The 19,003-nt window shown below is 29.2% G+C and carries 18 protein-coding genes; 5 read left to right on the forward strand and 13 right to left on the reverse strand.

Annotation, left to right across the window (positions count from 1 at the left end; translation table 11 throughout):
• Positions 1 to 116: 116 nt before the first annotated feature.
• Positions 117 to 1,115, reverse strand: coding sequence for a CotS family spore coat protein (locus tag G594_RS0102375; protein ID WP_027097091.1), 999 nt, complete (start codon positions 1,113 to 1,115; stop codon positions 117 to 119).
• A gap of 104 nt (positions 1,116 to 1,219) precedes the next feature.
• On the opposite strand from G594_RS0102375, the gene G594_RS0102380 reads away from it, so the two are divergent.
• Positions 1,220 to 2,350: a glycosyltransferase family 4 protein gene (locus G594_RS0102380; protein WP_027097092.1), complete on the forward strand. Its 1,131-nt coding sequence runs from the start codon at positions 1,220 to 1,222 to the stop codon at positions 2,348 to 2,350.
• 54 nt (positions 2,351 to 2,404) lie between these two features.
• Here the strand turns inward: G594_RS0102380 and G594_RS0102385 are convergent, their stop codons facing one another.
• The 3 genes from G594_RS0102385 to G594_RS0102395 are packed head-to-tail and all read right to left on the reverse strand — an operon-like array spanning position 2,405 to position 5,218.
• The gene (locus G594_RS0102385; protein ID WP_027097093.1) at positions 2,405 to 3,460 is read right to left on the reverse strand and encodes a CotS family spore coat protein; all 1,056 of its coding nucleotides are present in this window, start codon (positions 3,458 to 3,460) and stop codon (positions 2,405 to 2,407) included.
• Positions 3,461 to 3,476: 16 nt separating this feature from the next.
• Positions 3,477 to 4,181, reverse strand: a complete 705-nt coding sequence (locus G594_RS0102390) for a hypothetical protein (RefSeq protein ID WP_051195883.1) — start codon at positions 4,179 to 4,181, stop codon at positions 3,477 to 3,479.
• Positions 4,182 to 4,222: 41 nt separating this feature from the next.
• On the reverse strand, positions 4,223 to 5,218 hold the full coding sequence (locus tag G594_RS0102395) for a CotS family spore coat protein (RefSeq protein ID WP_027097095.1): 996 nt from the start codon (positions 5,216 to 5,218) through the stop codon (positions 4,223 to 4,225).
• A 121-nt stretch (positions 5,219 to 5,339) separates the two neighbouring features.
• Between G594_RS0102395 and G594_RS0102400 the strand changes: the two genes are divergently transcribed.
• Complete coding sequence (locus G594_RS0102400; RefSeq protein WP_027097096.1) at positions 5,340 to 6,467, forward strand: glycosyltransferase family 4 protein; 1,128 nt, start codon at positions 5,340 to 5,342, stop codon at positions 6,465 to 6,467.
• Here the strand turns inward: G594_RS0102400 and G594_RS0102405 are convergent.
• Positions 6,456 to 7,595, reverse strand: a complete 1,140-nt coding sequence (locus G594_RS0102405) for an ABC transporter substrate-binding protein (protein ID WP_027097097.1) — start codon at positions 7,593 to 7,595, stop codon at positions 6,456 to 6,458. The genes G594_RS0102400 and G594_RS0102405 overlap by 12 nt on opposite strands.
• A 128-nt stretch (positions 7,596 to 7,723) precedes the next feature.
• On the opposite strand from G594_RS0102405, the gene G594_RS0102410 reads away from it, so the two are divergent.
• Positions 7,724 to 8,611, forward strand: coding sequence for a LysR family transcriptional regulator (locus tag G594_RS0102410; protein WP_027097098.1), 888 nt, complete (start codon positions 7,724 to 7,726; stop codon positions 8,609 to 8,611).
• An 8-nt stretch (positions 8,612 to 8,619) separates the two neighbouring features.
• On the opposite strand, the gene G594_RS0102415 is transcribed toward G594_RS0102410, so the two are convergent.
• From G594_RS0102415 to G594_RS0102430, 4 genes are all read right to left on the reverse strand, one after another.
• Positions 8,620 to 9,585: a polyprenyl synthetase family protein gene (locus G594_RS0102415; protein WP_027097099.1), complete on the reverse strand. Its 966-nt coding sequence runs from the start codon at positions 9,583 to 9,585 to the stop codon at positions 8,620 to 8,622.
• Positions 9,586 to 9,596: 11 nt separating this feature from the next.
• Positions 9,597 to 10,115: a Gx transporter family protein gene (locus G594_RS0102420; protein WP_027097100.1), complete on the reverse strand. Its 519-nt coding sequence runs from the start codon at positions 10,113 to 10,115 to the stop codon at positions 9,597 to 9,599.
• A 12-nt stretch (positions 10,116 to 10,127) separates the two neighbouring features.
• A complete protein-coding gene (locus G594_RS0102425) occupies positions 10,128 to 10,526 on the reverse strand; it encodes a NusG domain II-containing protein (protein WP_207735469.1) in 399 nt (132 codons plus the stop codon).
• Positions 10,527 to 10,654: 128 nt separating this feature from the next.
• Complete coding sequence (locus G594_RS0102430) at positions 10,655 to 12,526, reverse strand: FAD-dependent oxidoreductase (RefSeq protein ID WP_027097102.1); 1,872 nt, start codon at positions 12,524 to 12,526, stop codon at positions 10,655 to 10,657.
• Between the two features lie 356 nt (positions 12,527 to 12,882).
• Between G594_RS0102430 and G594_RS0102435 the strand changes: the two genes are divergently transcribed.
• Both G594_RS0102435 and G594_RS0102440 read left to right on the forward strand, forming a co-directional pair.
• Positions 12,883 to 13,329, forward strand: coding sequence for an FMN-binding protein (locus G594_RS0102435; RefSeq protein ID WP_027097103.1), 447 nt, complete (start codon positions 12,883 to 12,885; stop codon positions 13,327 to 13,329).
• Between the two features lie 104 nt (positions 13,330 to 13,433).
• Positions 13,434 to 14,474 (forward strand): FAD:protein FMN transferase, encoded by a 1,041-nt coding sequence (locus G594_RS0102440; protein ID WP_027097104.1) that lies wholly within the window; start codon positions 13,434 to 13,436, stop codon positions 14,472 to 14,474.
• Positions 14,475 to 14,533: 59 nt separating this feature from the next.
• On the opposite strand, the gene G594_RS0102445 is transcribed toward G594_RS0102440, so the two are convergent.
• The 4 genes from G594_RS0102445 to deoD form a co-directional block, all read right to left on the reverse strand.
• Positions 14,534 to 15,574, reverse strand: coding sequence for a nucleoid-associated protein (locus G594_RS0102445; protein WP_027097105.1), 1,041 nt, complete (start codon positions 15,572 to 15,574; stop codon positions 14,534 to 14,536).
• A gap of 74 nt (positions 15,575 to 15,648) precedes the next feature.
• Positions 15,649 to 17,256 (reverse strand): Na/Pi cotransporter family protein, encoded by a 1,608-nt coding sequence (locus G594_RS0102450; RefSeq protein WP_027097106.1) that lies wholly within the window; start codon positions 17,254 to 17,256, stop codon positions 15,649 to 15,651.
• A 158-nt stretch (positions 17,257 to 17,414) separates the two neighbouring features.
• Entirely contained in the window at positions 17,415 to 18,188 is a 774-nt protein-coding gene (gene srtB / locus G594_RS0102455) for a class B sortase (RefSeq protein ID WP_027097107.1), read from the reverse strand.
• A gap of 35 nt (positions 18,189 to 18,223) precedes the next feature.
• Positions 18,224 to 18,931, reverse strand: coding sequence for a purine-nucleoside phosphorylase (gene deoD / locus G594_RS0102460; RefSeq protein ID WP_027097108.1), 708 nt, complete (start codon positions 18,929 to 18,931; stop codon positions 18,224 to 18,226).
• Positions 18,932 to 19,003 lie beyond the last annotated feature (72 nt).

Here is a 19,003-nt window from a genome sequence, read left to right on the forward strand (position 1 = left end):
TGGTCAATATCTTAGCATATTTTCACTACTCACTCTCTTTATTCATAAGGTTTTTCTACTCGCAACTTTTTATATTTTCAAAACGTAAAAAAAGACGACCTTCTGGTCATCTTTTTTTACAACTCATATTCAGATTTAAAGTCATCTAATAACTTCAAATATTTTTCTTTTTCATTTATTATACTTTGAAGTTTATTAGTAAAGGTACCTTGTCCCCAATTCACTTCATTGTAATAGTACCTATTTGCTAATCTCCAATATCTTTGAGGAAATTGTAAATATGCATATAAAACCTGATATTCTTCTTTTGATAATGGTGATACAGAGTTATAGGATTCAACTATTGCTTTTGCAAAATTAATATCCCAATCAACCCTTTTAAGTACTTTAATCATAAAATTAGATATGTCAAAGGTTCTAACTTCACGCTTACAAAAATCGAAATCAATAACATGAACGTCATTATTATCATCTAAGATTATATTATGATAGGTAAAATCATGATGGCAAAAACTCTTTTCTTTTTCTGTTACTGAACATAAATCATAATAGGCTGAACCTTGTAAGGTATCAAACGCCTTTTTACCCATTTCCTTGTAAAACTCCATAGATTTTAAGTATAATAGGTCAAACTCACTCTTGTTATTTTTCTTTCTTATCATATCCCTCATTTTATCTAGTGACTTAATTCTTTTTTCCATTAGATGTGGCCAACGACCTAAATCACTTTTTAACTTTGAGTTTTCAGGAGGATCATATCCCTTAGAAGCTTCATGCATAGTGGCTAATGTCTTAGCTGCAAGCTTTACTTCCTCCACATTATGAAAGTCACACTCCCTACCTTCTAACCACTCAGAAAGTGTATATAAGTCTTCATTAACTAGTGCATAAGGTTCTCCTTCTATATTCAAGAAGTATCTATCAACCATATTAAAACCATTTTTAATAAGATGTTCTTTCGCACCATATACAAATAGTAATTTTTGAGGCCCGTAGTTAATCTTTTTTAAACACCTTTCTCCTTTGTTAGTCCTTAAATAGTAGACTCCTTTGTTTGCTTTTAATACCTCAATTTTAATGTCAAACTGTCTTTCTATTTCAAATTCTCTCATCATAGTCCTCACCTCCTTTATATTTATATGTACCTTTTATTTCTTTTATTAACAAAACTTAACTCATTTTAATATAATAGAGCGAGAGTACTATGAAAGGATACATCATGAAGATTGGCATAGACGGCAGGGCCGCAAAATGGTACAGGGGGACTGGTATAGGCACCTATACTCATCAACTTATTTCCAGCTTAAATAATGTAGACAAAGATAATGATTATCTAATTTTTTTGCCAGATGGTTCTTCTTTAAAAAATTTAAATGATAATTTTCGTGTTGAACCAGTAAAAGCAAATTTACAGGAAAACTTTTGGGATGAAGTTAGCGTTCCTAATATCCTAGATGATCATAGTATGGAGCTTTATCATGTTCCTCAAAATGGTGTTGGACTTTCAGAAAATATAAATTGCCTAAAGGCCATCACATTACATGATATAATTCCTTTAAGAATGCCTGAAACTGTAAGTGACAGATACCTAAAAATATTTAATAATGAATTACCCAACATGCTTAAGCAATGTGAAGGTATAATAACTGTGTCTGAATTTTCTAAAAAGGATATTGCTAAAGAATTTAATTTTCCTGAAGAAAAAATATTCGTCACCCCTTTAGCTGCCGAGGATATTTATAAACCACTAAGTAAATGTAAATGCAAAAAAATAATAAAAGATAAATATGGTATAGAAGATAATTTTGTTCTTTATGTTGGTGGATTTAGTCCTCGTAAAAATATTATAGGATTAATAGAAGCTTTTTCTTTAATCCCACCTGCTAAAAGAAAAAATTCTAAATTAGTCATTACAGGCAATAAAGGCTTTTCCTATCCTAAATATCAAAAAAGGGCTGATGATTTAGGAATTTCAAATGATGTTATATTTACTGATTTTATTCCATTAGAAGACCTACCAATATTTTATAATGGTGCTGAAGTTTTAGTATATCCTTCTCTTTATGAAGGTTTTGGTCTTCCACCACTTGAAGCTATGGCATGTGGAACACCTGTTATAGCCTCAAATATAACTTCTATTCCAGAAGTTTGCTATGATTCTGCTCTACTAATTAATCCTTACAATATTGATGATTTAAGCTATGCAATTGAAAGAGTATTAAATGATAGTCTTTTAATGCTTACCATGGTTAAGAAAGGATTATTGAGAAGTATGAATTTCTCATGGCAAAAGACCGCCCAATTAACTACTAACGCCTATAAGACAATGATTAATAATGAACATCGTTAAAAAACGAGTTAATAAAAAGGAAGACGTAAAAGTCTTCCTTTTTAAATTAATTATTTAATAAAATAACTCTTTATATTTTTCTTTATATTTAACTAGAAATTCATGTCTAAATTCCTCATTCATAAGCTTATTATTTAATCTACTTATAAATACTTCTTCATCCCAATCTTTTTGTTTATGATAATAATCTCTAACTATAGAATAAAAATCTCTTGGATAAGAAAGTAATATATAAATAAATTTATACTCCTCTTTTTCTAAAGGACATACTTCGTTATATGCTTCTATTATATTTACCGCCTTATCTACGTCAAAAGCAGCATTCTTTATCCCCTTTAAAATTAAATCCGTTAAATCCATAATTCTAAGATCTATCGAGCAATAATCAAAATCAATTAAATACATATCATCATCTTTAATCAAGAAATTATGCTCAGCTAAATCATTATGACATACCACTATATTTTTACTATTTTCCCTATAAGAGCTATAAACACTAAAAGATAATAATTCTGCAGCTCTTTCAATCTCTTTTATATAATCATCTACTACCTTTAAAAATTCTTTATCAAATTCATTTTTAAACCTATATGATTTAACCAGTTTTTTTATATACTTTATATCCTCTAAACTATCACTAAATTTCTTAACTAAACTTTCCTCCATTAATTCTTTTGCATTACAGTTCAGCTCTTCTTCTATTTTTACAAGCCCAGCTTGTGAGGCTAAATGCATTTCCCCTAATAATCTACCGCTCATCTCATATTCTATAGGATTAGTAAATGTAACCTCTCTGCCTTCAATAAGATCCATAATTAAATAGTAATCACCTTTCCACTTCTTATATACATTACCATCTTCAAAGGTTCTAAAAGATATCACATAAGGAAATTCTTTATATATATTTTTCAAACATATATTAATAAAATCAATTCTTTCTTTACTTAAATCCATCTTCTTTAATATCTTTTTGCCTTCATCAGTATGAAGAATAAATACCTTTCTTAAAGGTGTAACATCCAAAACCTCTAAACCTAATTCATCAAAAAAGTCCAAACTTAAATCATATGTGGATAGATACTTCTTTTCAGGATATCTAACTCTAATCATTCTCTCACCTCTTATTTTATATTTCATACTCCATTGATGCTTTAATATTTTTTAAGTACTCTTCTGGAAGTAGATTTTTCTTATTATATTTATATCTATACCATTGCTTTAAACTATCATATGGAATTGATAGTAATATAGAAATATAATCCTTACTATGCTTATTTAGATGAGATAACCTTATATATTCATCAATATATTTATCTAAATCTCTCTTTTTATTTCTTCTCTTTATCCTTTTTAGATAATTATAAATATCTTCTTCAACAAGATTATAGGTTGCCCCTTTTAAGCTTCCAACTTCAATTGTTTCAACTATTCTAAGGTTTCCTTCATCCACTCTTCCTAAGCAAATTTCATTTTTTTTCATACTTCTTTTTATAATTCCTAAATAATCAATTTGATTCAAATCTTCAATAGCTTTACCTACTCTATTTAATAACTTTTCTCCATTCTCCAAAATAAATAAATCCATACAATTTATCTCTTTTATATCCCCTCTTAAAGCTATATCTTTATTTAATCTTTTTTGCATTACTTTTATACTCTCTACTCTTTTACCAATACTACTATTAATTCTAGTAAGGCCACTACAATAATATCCTGCTAATACCTTATGAACACTTTGAATCACAATAAATTGACAAGAAATATCCTCTTCTGTAACACCTCTATATCCTCTGAAGTATTCTTCTGTAACTACAATATCATTTTCTAACAAATAATCTTTTAGAGTTAATTCTTTAATACTAACCCCCTCCTTTAAGAAAAAAAACTTTCAACAAACTGTTCTCTCTCTTCTCTATCATTTAGATACTTCTGAAGCCTTTCAATAAAGAATTTCTCTTCCCACGGCTGTTGTTCCCAATACATTTGTATACCTAGTTGCCAAAAGCCTTGAGGAAACCTAATAAACTCTTTCATTAATGGAAGTTCCTCTTTTATCAAACCAGATGTCTTACAGTAATTATTAATTATTCTTTCTGCTTTATTTTTATCCCACTTTCCATTTTTCATGGCTCTAATTAATAGTGATGATAAATCATGTATATGAGTATCTAAAATACAGTAATCAAAATCAATAATATTTATTTCTCCCTTATTATCTATAAGGACATTATGATTAGCATAATCATGATGACAAAATCCTCTTTTAAACATTTCCTTTTCCATAAGTTCATAGTAATTTAATTTAGATAACTCCCTTACACTCTGCTCCGCTCTGTTTACTTCACTCTCTATATTTTCTAAGTATATCTTGTCGAAGTCAGATTTATGGGCTTTTTGGCTAATGCGATGTTTAAAATCTAACATTTCATCTTTTCTAGTATCAAAAACCTTTAACCAAGAAAACCACCCTATTCTAGGTTTCATACTATCTGTTATAGTAAAACCTTTGCTAGACTCATGCAACTCACCTAATTTCTGTGCCACTAAATCAAGCTCAATGGGATTATCATAATTACTTTCTCTAGATGGAATCCACTCTGTTAAATAAGCAAATCTTCCTAAAAGTTCAATATAATATTCATCTCCCTTAGTCTTTAAAATAGTTGGGATTTTATCAAATCCCCTTTGCTGAAGATGAAGTATAGCTGATAAAATAAAATAAAAATGAGGGAATTGATATTTTATTACTTTTACACAATACATCCCCTCCTTTGCATTTACTTTATAGGTGTTTTTAACTTTTTCTATAGATTTAATGTCCAAATTATAGTTAAGGGTGATAATTCTTTTTATCTCTTCCTCATTCATGCACTTCACCTAAGGATTAATTCTATTTATTATATGTATGGTATCTTTTCTGTGTGATTTCATTCACCAAATCAATTTCCTTTTAATACTTTATACTATAAAAATTTATAGAGGTGACCTTATGAAAATAGGTATTGATTCTAGAGGAGTAAACTTATACTCAGGATCTGGTATAGGTACTTATACAAAGAATTTGATTATAAATATGATAAATAATAATACTAAAGATACATTTAATTTAATTTGGACTGGAAAAAAGAATGCTAAATTTATAAGAGATAACACAAAGCTCTTTTATACCTCTGGAAGATATGGTGGATTTTACGAAACATACTTCACCCCTAACCTAATGAAAAAGGAAGATATAGACCTATTCCACATCCCACAAAATGGCATAGGCTACCCTTTTAACTGGGACTTAGATGTTGTAGTAACAATACATGATTTAATTCCATATACAATGCCAGAAACTGTTGGAAGAGGTTACTTAAATAGATTCTTAAAAGATATGCCAAATATAATAGAATCAGCTAAAGGTATACTAACTGTATCAGAGTACTCTAAGAGAGATATTTTAAGATTCTTCCCTAATATATCTCCTGATAAAATCTACGTAACCCCATTAGCTACTAATGAAAACTTTAAACCTATACCTAAGGATGTATGCAAAAATTATATAAGTAAAAACTTAAAAATAAATGACCCCTATATTCTCTATCTAGGTGGATTTAGTGCCAGAAAAAACGTTAAGGAATTAATATTATCCTTTGGTAAAATTATAAAGGACCTGAAGAAGCCTCATAAGCTTTTATTAGGGGGTGCAATAAGAGATGAGGGTAATATTTTAAGGGATATAGTTCTAGAGGAAGGTCTACAGGAGCACATTTTATTTACTGGCTATTTAGACGATTCAATATTACCAATATTATATAGTGGTGCTGAAGCTTTTATATACCCTTCCTTGTATGAAGGATTTGGATTACCTCCTTTAGAAGCCATGAGCTGCAAAACCCCTGTAATAACTTCAAATTTAACTTCTATTCCTGAAGTTACTAAGGATGCAGCTATATTAATTGATCCCTTTAACAAAGATGAGCTTAGTTATAATTTACTAAAACTATTAAATGATGATTCTAAAAAAGAGGAGCTTTCTGAAAAAGGGTATAAAAGAAGTCTCCAATTTTCATGGAGACAAACTGCTAATGCTACTTTAGAGGCCTATAGAGATATATTTAAATCATTGACCTAAAATTTTATTTTTTACTTCTAAATATAATTCATAATCATTTATTTCAGGAGCCTTCTCATATATGTTGCTCATAACAACTAGAGGGCTCTTTCCACTAAAATTCTTTATTGACTCTTCTATTGATTTATTTTTATAAGTAGACAAATAACTGGAAAAAAACTTACCTTCTTTAACATACTTAATAGATTCTTCTGTATTTGTAGCTAAAAACTCCAAAAACCTCTTAATAAGAGCACTATTTTCTTCAGATTCATTTAACACTAATAAGTTATATCCCTCTGCTACATAAAATTTATTACTTCCATTTAATTTAGCTGGTGCATTATTAACAGTCCACTCACATGGAACATCTAAAGCTGTTAGTTCTCTCATAGAATTTATTGATGATATTCTAGCTAAAAACTTACCATCTACCTTTGTGTTCATAATATTGCTTATTTCACTTAATTTAGTTTTAACTAGTTCTTCTATCTTTCCTTTATCATTACTCCCTTCCATTGCTTGCATTACAAGTAGTGAAATTATATCTTCATAATCTTGACCTACTCCATTAAGTATTCTTACCTCTCCAGAGGTTTTCTCTAAAATATCTTTACCAACTCTTTTTAAATCATCCCAGGTATTGATATCTTCATATGTATACCCATACTGTGCCAACATATCTTCTCTTAAATATAATGCTAAAGGTCTTGATGTTAACGGTACTCCCACCAATCCTTCCTTATCATTGGCCTCTTTAATTCTTGCAACTGAGAAGTTACTTGAGTAATTATCTACTATACCTTTTTCTTCTGAAATATATTTTCTTAAATCATTCTCTTTTATTAACCTTCTAGACTCATTAGTGGATAATTGGATTATATCGGGAGTTGAATTATCATTTATGGAAGATAATATCTTATCTTTATAATTACTACTATATATTAACGATATTTCAATCTTAGTTTTATCATATGATTCCATAAATAAATTAGAATATTCGCATAAATAATCATATGTGTCTTCATTTGCCCAAATCACTATATTCCCTTTTATATTTTCCTCTTTATTACTACTTCTTATATTATTTAATAAAAAAATGCTTAATACTATAAAAATAATAATAATAAAATATCTAACCTTTTTCATACTCTCCTACCTCCCTTATTAAATTATATTATAAACTTATTCTACATCATAGTTCTTTACATTATCTAATACTTTTATTATAATAAGTAAACACACTAAAGAAAAATAAATATTATAGGAGAGTCTTTATGCATATAGAAAACTTAAGATTCTTTTATGAAGTTGCAAAAGCAAAGAGTATTTCAACAGTAGCGAAATCCTCTCATATATCACAATCAGCCTTAAGTCAACAGCTCTTAAAGCTTGAGGATAGTTTAAACGCCAAATTATTTATTAGAAGTAATAAAGGTGTAACCTTAACAACTGAGGGTGAAATTGTATACAAACATTGCAAAGTTATATTGAATACCTATGAAAAAATGCTATATGAAGTTGAAAGTTCAAATTCACAAGAAAGTCACATTAATATTGACGGGATAAATATCTTAACATCTACATTAATACCTTCTGCTATAAGTAAGATAAAAAGATCATTCCCAAATCATATTATAAAAATCACATCTTCTGAAGATAATTCTAATAATATAATACATAATATTTCAGATATAAATATATCATACAATAATTACAATAATATAAATTCTATAGTTTCAAAGGAAATATACTCAGATAGAATAGTTTTTGTAGCTGACTCTACATTTAAAAGTGATAACTTAACCATTAACAAGTTTATGAATACTCCTTTTATAATGGTTAATGATAACTTAAAATTTAGAGATATGCTTGCATCAAAACTAGAAAACTTAGATTATGATATTCAATTATTAAATATTCTATTTTCAACTGATTCCTATCAATCTGCTATAATAGGAATTAAGAATATACAGGCTATATCCGCAATCCCATATGGGATATATAATTCTGTATACAAAGATTTAGGATATAAAATTATTGACATCGAAGGCTTAGAATTTCCTCTTTCAATGTATATAAACTTTGAAGAGCAACTTTATAAGAGAGAAAAATTGTTTATCAACAAATTAATATCAACAATAAAAGGATTCTTAAAATCTTAAGAATCCTTTTAATATTTTCTAAGTATTAATTTTTCTGCAAGTGCTCTTAGCACCTCTTTATATTCATTTTCAGGCAGCTTATCTATATCTTTAAAAGCTTTGTCCGTATACTTTTGAGCTAAATCTATCGCTTTATTTACTCCATTATTTTGCTTTACCAATTCAATTATTTCTTTTACTTCATTATTAGTTATAGAATCAGCTTCTAAGTATTTCTTAAAAGCATCTTTATCATTATAATAAGCATAAATAAATGGTATGGTAAAAATACCTTGCTTTAAATCATTTGCTGCTGACTTCTTAATACTCTCATCATTACCTACATAATCTAAAACATCATCAATAATTTGAAATGCCATTCCAATATTATGTCCTATATTCCATAATCTTTTAGCAAGTTTTTTTTCACAACCACTTTCAGCTGCTCCTAAATATAGAGACAATGAGAATAATTCTGCGGTTTTACCTGATATTCTACTTAAATAATCCTTTACTGACAACTTAGTAGAAAATCTAGAATTAAGTTGATTAACTTCACCCATACAAATTCTAGACATTGACTTAGAATCCATTTTTATGCTTGCTAAAGATGCATTGCTAGCTAATATCTTAAAACATACACAGAATAGGTAATCTCCTATATAAACTGCATAATCTTTTCCATACCTTGATTGAACTGTTTCATTACCTCTTCTTAACTTAGCATCATCTATAACATCATCATGAACTAAGGTTGCCATATGAAATAATTCTAATACAGCACCTAAAGCTTTTACTCTTTCCTTATCTCTATTACCAAAGTGAGATCCAATTATAACAAAGGCTGGTCTAACCATTTTGCCGCCTGATTCAATTAAATCTTTTATAGAATTTTCTATAACTTTATCTTTGCATTTTGTTTCTTTCTTCATTAAAGCAACTATGTCTTCTAATTCTCTTTTTACTTCAACATAGTTATCCCAAATCTTATCCATATCTATTTACCTCATGTAACTTGTTTGAAATATGGTATTTTTTTTAAATGTTCAACTAAATAATTTGATGTAATTCCTATAAATATTCCAGTTACTATACCAACTATAGATAATACCGGTAAATATAGTGTAACACCTATATTATGTACAATTGCAGAAGCTACTAAAATTTGTCCAATATTATGAAATACAGCACCAGATGCACTAACACCTATTATACTTATCTTGTCCTTAAATACTTCTTTTATAAAAACCATAGATAAAAAGCTTAAAATTCCACCTGCAGCACTGTACATAAATGCTGAAAGACTTCCACCAAAGATAGACCCTAAAGTTAATCTTAAAAATAGCACCAACAATGCTTCTTTTTTGCTTAAAGTATATAAAGCTAAAACTGTCACAAGATTGGCTAGTCCAAGTTTTGCCCCTGGAGTAACAAAGGGTACTGGAATCATATTTTCAAAAATATGTAAAACAAGTGCTTGAGATACTAATAGACCTATATATACAATTTTTCTACTTCTCTTCATTTGTTTTTTCTCCTAATATGAAAGTATTATATCATCGTCATTTTCTCCGATAACTTGTACCATTACTCTGTGAGGTAAGCATACTATGCTTTGGCCTGGTTTTGATATAAATCCTGGCTCTAAACATACCTGATCTGAACAATCTGCATCTACTACTGCTATCTGCTCATCTTTTACAAGTATCAAATTATTACCCCACTTAGTGTTTACTTCTATAGTTTCTTCTCCCTTATGTCCCGTAAGTGCTACCTTTTTATATAGCTTGCCACCTATAGTAATTTCAGCGTATGTAATATTATAATCTTTTTTCATTTTTGCACCCAAAATTATTTCAGGTGTAAATGATCCTAATAATAATAGAATTATTATTATAATATCCCATTTTTTAAAAATATTCTTATCTTTAAACATAAAATATCCTCACCTTTATATCCTTATGTTATTTATATAACATAGGCTTGTCTATCTTATTATAACTTCAAAAATAAAATAAGGTAAGGATGGTTATCTACCATCCTATCCTTATTTATGTCAAATTACTATTTTTGTTTATAAACTGGAACTCTCTTACCTAACCACCAGTTACCAGCAATCTTATTTATCCATGGCATAACATAATAATCTAATCCAAATGTTCTACCAGCTCCGCCCATTAAAGCAATTGAACCGAAGAAGAACCATAGTATATCCCATCCTGCCATAGCTGAAAGAACAAAGTTACATACCATAAATGCAGATGCTCCTGAAGCTAAGAATGTGAATAATCCTGCGATTAAGCATAAACCTATACCAATTTCAGTTATAACAACGATTCTTTGGAACCAAACAGCTATTTCTGGGTTTGGTATAAATATTTGCATTATTGCTTCATAGAACTTAGGCATTTTTTCTAATATTGGAGTTGCAAATTCAGTTGTTGCTTCTCCTGATGCAGAAGCACCTGAATCAGCAGCAGTTTGTAACCAAGCAAATGGCATTTTAATGTTTCCAGCCTTTAACCAGCTGTCTCCACCAACCATGTTTCCATTAAATAAAGCTTTTATTCCATGATTTTCCCATGTTCCTTCACCAACAAATTTCTTAAGACCTTCTAATAACCAAAGTACACCAATATATAATCTTAATGGTACTAACCATAATCTATTTGACTTAGATGATAAATGACCTCTCATTATACATCTGTTATCTTCCATTGAGAAGAATTCATGTTGTAGGTAGTGATAACAAGCATTAACATTGTTAACACCCCATAAGTAGTGTAAGTTAACTAAATGCTTCATTATCATTGCAAAGAATCCAGCAAGCTTGATTCCAGCTAAGTTAGCAACACAGTACTTACCACCTATTGATACCATAAATCCATGGTAGTTTGATTTAAACTTAGTTAAATCCTTCTTCTTATCCATTAAAGCTATTATATTCTTAGCGATAACATCACCAGTTTGAATTGCAGCTTCAACTATTTGAGGCGTTCCTTTTCCTTCTTCTTCTTCATAGTAGTTTAAGTCACCAACTACGAATACTTCTTCTTTATTAACTGCTTGCATAAATTCGTTAGTAGCTAATCTACCAGCTCTTGCAGTTTCTAACCCATATTCTTTAACTTCTTCATTTGCTTGAATACCGCATGTCCAAATTAATGTGTTAGTTTCGATTTCTTCTCCACTCTTTAACACTATTTTATTTGGAGCAACTTCAACTATTGGGCTATTCTTAAGAATAGTCATTCCCTTCTTAACCATGTACTTTTCAGCCTTATCAGCTTGTTTTCTATCTAACATGTTAAGAATAGTTCCCATAGCTTCAACAACCATTAGTCTTACTTCATTTTCGTCAACATTATGTTCTTTAGCTAATCTAGTCTTCCACTCTAAAAGTTCTCCAGCCATTTCTATTCCTGTGAAACCAGAACCAGCCACTACAAATGTAAGCATTTCTTTTCTCTTAGCTTCATTTCTTTCTTTAGCTGCAAGCTTGAACATTTTTTGAACGTGATGTCTAATTTTCATAGCATCTTCAAATGACCATAAAGTAAATCCATTTTCTTTTACTCCTGGAACACCAAAGAATGCTGGTTCACTTCCTGTACCTACTACTAGATAGTCATAAGTATAGTTACCATTTGTAGTTTTTACTGTTTTATTATCAGTATCAACTTTTTCTATTAAATCAGTAACAACATTAACCTTTGTTCTAGCAAATATTTTACTTAATTCAATTTGAACTGATTCAGGATGAACTCTTCCTCCTGCTACTTCATGTAATTCAGTCATTAATGTATGGAATGGATTCTTATCAATTAATGTAATTTCTACATTATTATTCTTCTTATATTTTTTTGCTAATTTTTTAGCTACATGGACTCCACCATATCCAGCACCTAATATAAGGATGTTTTTCTTATCTGACATAATTTCACCTCATATATAAATTTTTTGTTAAAAATAAAACTTAACCAAAACAACAAATCTGATTCTATAGATTTCTATATGGTATGTCTATAAGAATAAACTAGTATCATATACCTCTTATATTTTTACTTTTTTATACAAATTCCCTAAACCCATTGATATTACTACCTTTTTCTTTAATTAAATCAAATTTGTTATAAGAATTATTAATGTACCATAACTTATTTTAATACCCATTAGTTTGTTTTTTGTGTATAATTAACTAGTAATGTCGAATTTGAAAACTTTTTCGACATTCACTTGTCATAATTTTAACGTAATATAAAAATGTTATTTTTTTAAGGGGGATTTTACTCATGAACAAAAAGAGAATTTTAAGCTTAGTTGCTGCTACAATGCTTTCTGTTGCTGTTTTAGCAGGATGCGGAAGCAAAGAAGAAGGAATGAAAGATGGTAAGTACGAAGTTGAAGCTGCTGCAGCTGATAAAAACGGATACAAGTCAACTTTAACTTTAGAAGTTAAAGATGGTAAGATTGTTGCTGCTGACTATGATGAAATAAGCACTGAAGGAGCTTCAAAGCAATCTGATGCAGAATACAACAAGAAGATGAAAGAATTCGGAAAGGTTACAAACCCTGAAGAAGCTTTCCCAGCATTAGAAAAAGCTATCGTTGAAAAGCAATCTGCAGAAGTTGATGCTTTCACTGGTGCTACAAGCTCAAGCAATAATTTCAAGAAATTAGCTGCTAAAGCTATCGAAAATGCTACAGCTGGAAATACTGAAAAGGCTATAGTGGAATAGTTTAATCCATATTCAAAGACTTTAGGGATTCCCTAAGGTCTTTTTTTCTACATATTATATTATCTTTGGGAATACTAAATATAATAAATCTTAGGAGGTAACTTATGAAAAATAGAAATAAAGTAATCAGCTTATTAATAGGAATTTTTCTTATTTTTTCTCTTATCGGATGTACTAATAGTAAAGATGATTCAAAACCACTTTCTAAAACTGAATATTTCATGGGAACTGTTGTAACAGTTACCCTATATGATAATAAAAGTGAAAAAATAATAGATAAGGCTTTTGAAGAAGTAAAAAAAATAGAACAACTTGTTAGTATAAATATGGATGGTACTGAGCTAGATGAAGTTAATAATAACTCTGGAATAAAACCTGTAAAAGTAAGTGATGATACTTATAATATAATAAAAAAAGGTTTAGAATACTCTAGTCTTACCAATGGCTCCTTTGATATAACTATTGGTCCCCTAGTTAAACTATGGAGTATAGGACTACCAGAAGCAAAAGTCCCTACACTTGATGAAATAAAAGGAACCCTTAAATACATAAACTATAAAGATGTAGAAATTAATGATTCTGAAAAAACTGTATTTTTAAAAAAACCTGGTATGATTATAGATTTAGGGGGAATAGCAAAAGGATATACTGCAGATGTTATTGCTCAAACCCTAAAAGATGAAGGCGTAGAAAAAGCTATTATCGACTTAGGAGGAAATATCTATGCATTAGGCGAAAAATCTGAAAATACACTATGGAGAATAGGAATTCAAAACCCTGATCAAACTCGTGGAGAAATAGTAGGATCCATAAATGTAAAAGATAAGTCAATAGTTACCTCTGGAATATATGAACGTTTCATAGAACAAGACGGAGTGAAATATCATCATATCTTATCTCCAGAAAGCGGATATCCTTATGATAATGAAATAGCTGGAGTTACTATAATTAGTGATAAATCTATAGATGGCGATGCCCTTTCTACTTCAGTTTTTTCTATGGGAATAACTAAAGGATTGGAATTTATAAACTCACAACCTGATACAGAAGCAATCTTTATCACAAAGGACCATAAGATTTACTTAACAGAAGGTTCTCAAGAAATATTTAAATTAACAAATGATGATTTTGAGATAATGAACTAATTAAGGTAAAAAGGTAAGGAAAAAAGCTCGCCATTCGGCGAGCTTTTTGTACCTTGTACCTATTTTTCTATATAATTCATAACATGTTTTATTATCATGTTTATACTTCCATCTCCATTACGTTGAATTTCAAATCTATTATTATCATGATACACTTCTTCATTTATGTAAAGATCTATATCCTTATCTATCTTAAGCCTTACTCTTTTTAGTTTCTTTTCTACCCATGTTTTATCTACTTGAACATCATCATTTAATCCTTGAGCTTTTACAAAAGTGCAGAACTCTTCTTTTGCTTTTGGCTCATCCTTAAACAATTCATGAGATAGTTCATCTATGTTAACTATATCCTCTTCCTTAAGTTTTCCCTTTACAGTCGTTCTTACCTTTTCTGCAGTAACAGCATCTTCAGAAAAGTTTTTTCTAGTCCATGTTTCTGCAGCTTTTAAAAATGTTTTAGTCATATCCCTTTCATTAGCTACAATAGTACAACCTAAGAAGCTGTTTATAAAATAATTAGCCCCATATTCATCTTCTTCTTTGCTCTTCTTCTGTTTATCTAGCACCATTAAATTATATGTATCTTCTTCTTTTATAGGTTTTATAAATGCTGCTTTTTGTATCTTCTGACCACTTCCAGGTAAACCTGCTGCTTGTGGAACTATACCAATTCCAATCTTATCATCAACAAATTCTATTTCATGAGTAAAATTCTTTACATAATCCATCTTTAATATAGCAATCATAGGGCCTTGGTCTGTTATTATAGATGCCACAATTAAATCACAAGAAGGTATATTTACATTTCCCTTCATTATAGAAAATAACTGCCTAGACAATTCTTTAGAAAGAGTAATTAAATCATTATTCTCTCCATTAAGATAATCTTGACCAATTTCTTTAACAATATTTCTCTCTTCATTAAATTTAGCATATTTTAATTCTTCATCATTAAAACATTTCTCTATATGTTTATATATAAATTTATATGTATCTTCTTCCATCTCTAACTTATATTCGTTTAAGATAGGCTCTATGCTATTGTTATCTAATATATGAATAACAGCTTCATTTATATTTATGTCATTAACGTAATCCATTATCTTCACCTCTATTATTATTCCATTATTATTTTAACAATGAAAATTTATATTAACAAGGTAAAGAGTCTTAACTACATAATTGCTTCAGCAATATTATTAGAATGATCTCCTATTCTTTCTAAATTACTTATTAAATCTAAGAACATTGTACTAGAATTAGCATTACATGATTTTTCATTTAATCTCTTAATATTATTATTTCTAAGCTTCTTTTCATACTTATCTATTCTTTCTTCTATAACAGAAATACTTTTTGCACCCTCACTATCTTCATTCTTATAACTCTCTATAGCTAAAGTTAATGCCTCTAGTGTCTTATTATACATTGATACCACTTCTTCAGTAGCTTCTTCTCCAAAAGATATTTCTTTATTCATCTTTTCAATTGCCATATCAGCTATGTTCTCAGCATGATCTCCAATTCTCTCTATATCATTAATAACGTGGAATGTAGCACTTAATATTTTACTGTCCTTCTCTGGTAATTCATGTGATGACAATAATACAAGATAGTCTGTTATTTCTTGTTCTAAATTATTTATTACCTTTTCTCTCCTATAAACCTCTTTTACTTTTTCTTCATTACTATTTAAAAGTGCATCCATTGCCTCTTCAATATTCTTCTTTGCTATCTCACCCATTCTAACTGTCTCTTTATAAGCTTGTCCAATAGCTAATATAGGAGTTTCTAGTAAATTTTTATCAAGATATATTGATCTATCTGTTTCTACTTCATCCTCTTCATTCTCCGGCATCATAGCATCTACAATCTTTATAAGATACTCACTTAATGGCAATAGGATTAATGTTACAGAAACATTGAATATAGTATGTGCATTAGCAACTTGTCTTGCTACATCTGTAGGATTTATATACTCAACTATAATAGCAAGATAATTTAAGAATGGTAATACTATTATTACACCTATCACCTTAAATAATAAATGTATTATTGCAGCTTTCTTTGCTTTTTTATTAGCACTAGCTGAAGCCAATAATGCTGTTACACATGTTCCTATATTGCATCCTAATATGATAGGTAAGGCTACATGTATATCTATAGAACCTGTTGTTGCAAGAGCTATAAGCATACCTGTAGTGGCTGATGAACTTTGAACTATAGCTGTCATTCCAAGTCCTGCTAGAACGCCTAAGAATCTATTACTTCCCATTACTTCAACAACATTCTTAAAGGCATCTGATTGTGTTAATGGCTTCATAGCACCAGACATTATACCCATCCCTAAGAACAAAATACCAAACCCTAATACAATAGAAGCTAAATCTTTAGATTTCTTTTTCTTTACTGATAATAGAGCTATTGCACCAATACCTACGAAAATAGGTGCTAATTGATTTAAATTAAAAGAAACCATTTGTGCTGTTATAGTAGTTCCTATACATGCACCCATTATTACTCCTGTTGCTTGGCTTAAAGTCATTAATCCAGCGTTAACAAAACTTACAACCATTACAGTTGTTGCACTTGAACTTTGTATTACAGCAGTTACAACTGCTCCAACTAATACTCCAATAAACTTGTTACTAGTAACCTTTTCCAGAATATTTTTCAACTTATTTCCTGCTGCATTCTCTAGGCCATCTCCCATCAGTTTCATACCAAATAGAAATAAACCTAATCCTCCAAATAATTCAATGATCATATTGAACTTGTCCACTATAATATCTCTCCTTCAAAATGCTCTTTTTAACTTATTCTTAATACATTTTTAATTTTTCTAACAATATTATAACGTGAATTTAACAATTAGAACATAAAAAAATGTAGAAACACCTACGACTTTCTACATTTTTTATTTAAACTATATATTTAAATCTATTTATTTATTAGTTTTCCATGGATTAAAAGCCTATTATTTTCTTGTTCATAGGAACATGTTGACAAAGTTACTATTTTATCCTCACTTGTAAGTTCATAATCCACAAGTTTATGCATAGACTTGTTCTTAAGTTCATTCAAATACTTTACATACTCTTCATCTGAACTAAAATTAAATCTATATGGATTAGTATTTGCTTGCTCAATGTATATTGAAAATATCTCATACTCTAAAGTTCCATCTTTTGTAGTTATATAAAACTTATTATTTAATTTTGCAAATTCACTATCCTTATAGCTATGAAGTGAACCAAACATACTCTTATCCTTCATATAATGTCCATGTATTATTGTATTTTTTTCATTGAAAGGGTCTGGATTATCACAAGATATAAATATTCCTCCACCAGCATTATATTCTTTCTTGAAGTTATGAGTAAGATAATAATCATTATCTTCTCCCTGAAGCACTGGATAATTAACTTTAGTGCCAGGTATCATAATCCATCCTTTAAATTCATTATTTATCTCATAAAGCTTATTATAATCTTCTTCCTTAAATACATATGCTTTAACATCTTCCTTATCTTTAGGATTATTATCATTATTCTCTACTACCTGTGGAGCATACTGTTCAATATCCTTATAACTACTAGCATTTTTCCTATACTCATTAAAAATAGTAAATAGCTCATAAGCTGACCATATAAAAACTATCAAAGCAATAACAAAAATAATTTTTCTAATAACTTCTCTCCATTTTTTACTCATATAAATCCCCCAAAATATCCTTTTATTTATAAATACTATTTAGCTAACTCTAATGCTATCTCCATCATTTCAGTAAAGCTATCTTGTCTTTCTTTTGGAGTAGTTTCCTCTCCCTTAAAAATATGATCTGAAATCGTAAGTATTGATAAAGCTTCTACACTATACTTAGCAGCTAATGTATATAATTCTGCACTTTCCATCTCTACTGCTAAACATCCATAATCTGCCCATAGCTTTATGGATACATCAGTATCATCATAGAATAAATCAGATGATAATATATTCCCTACCTTTACATTTGCTCCCTTACTTTTTGCAATATTATATGCTTCTAATAATAAATCAAAACTAGCTGTTGGAGCATAATCCATTCCATGAAATCTTCTTCTGTTAATTCCTGAATTAGTTGATGCACTTTGCGCTAAAACTATGTCTCTAACATTTACATCTTCATTCATAGATCCTGCTGAACCTATTCTTATTAATCTCTTAACTCCATAAAATCTAATTAACTCATTAACATATATAGAATGAGATGGCAATCCCATACCTGTACCTTGTACAGAAACTCTTTTACCTTTATATGTTCCTGTATATCCATACATTCCTCTAACTTCATTATAACACTTTGCATTTTCTAAATAATTTTCTGCTATAAACTTTGCTCTCAATGGATCTCCTGGTAATAATACAGTTTCTGCTATAGCTCCTTCTTCAGCCATTATGTGTAAATGTTTAGCCATAATAAAATCCTCCTAACAAAAATGTAATAAATTCTTTGTTTTTATTATATCCTATTTTAATATGTAAATTCT

It is taken from the genome of Clostridium paraputrificum AGR2156 (assembly GCF_000424025.1).
GTDB lineage: Bacteria > Bacillota > Clostridia > Clostridiales > Clostridiaceae > Clostridium > Clostridium paraputrificum.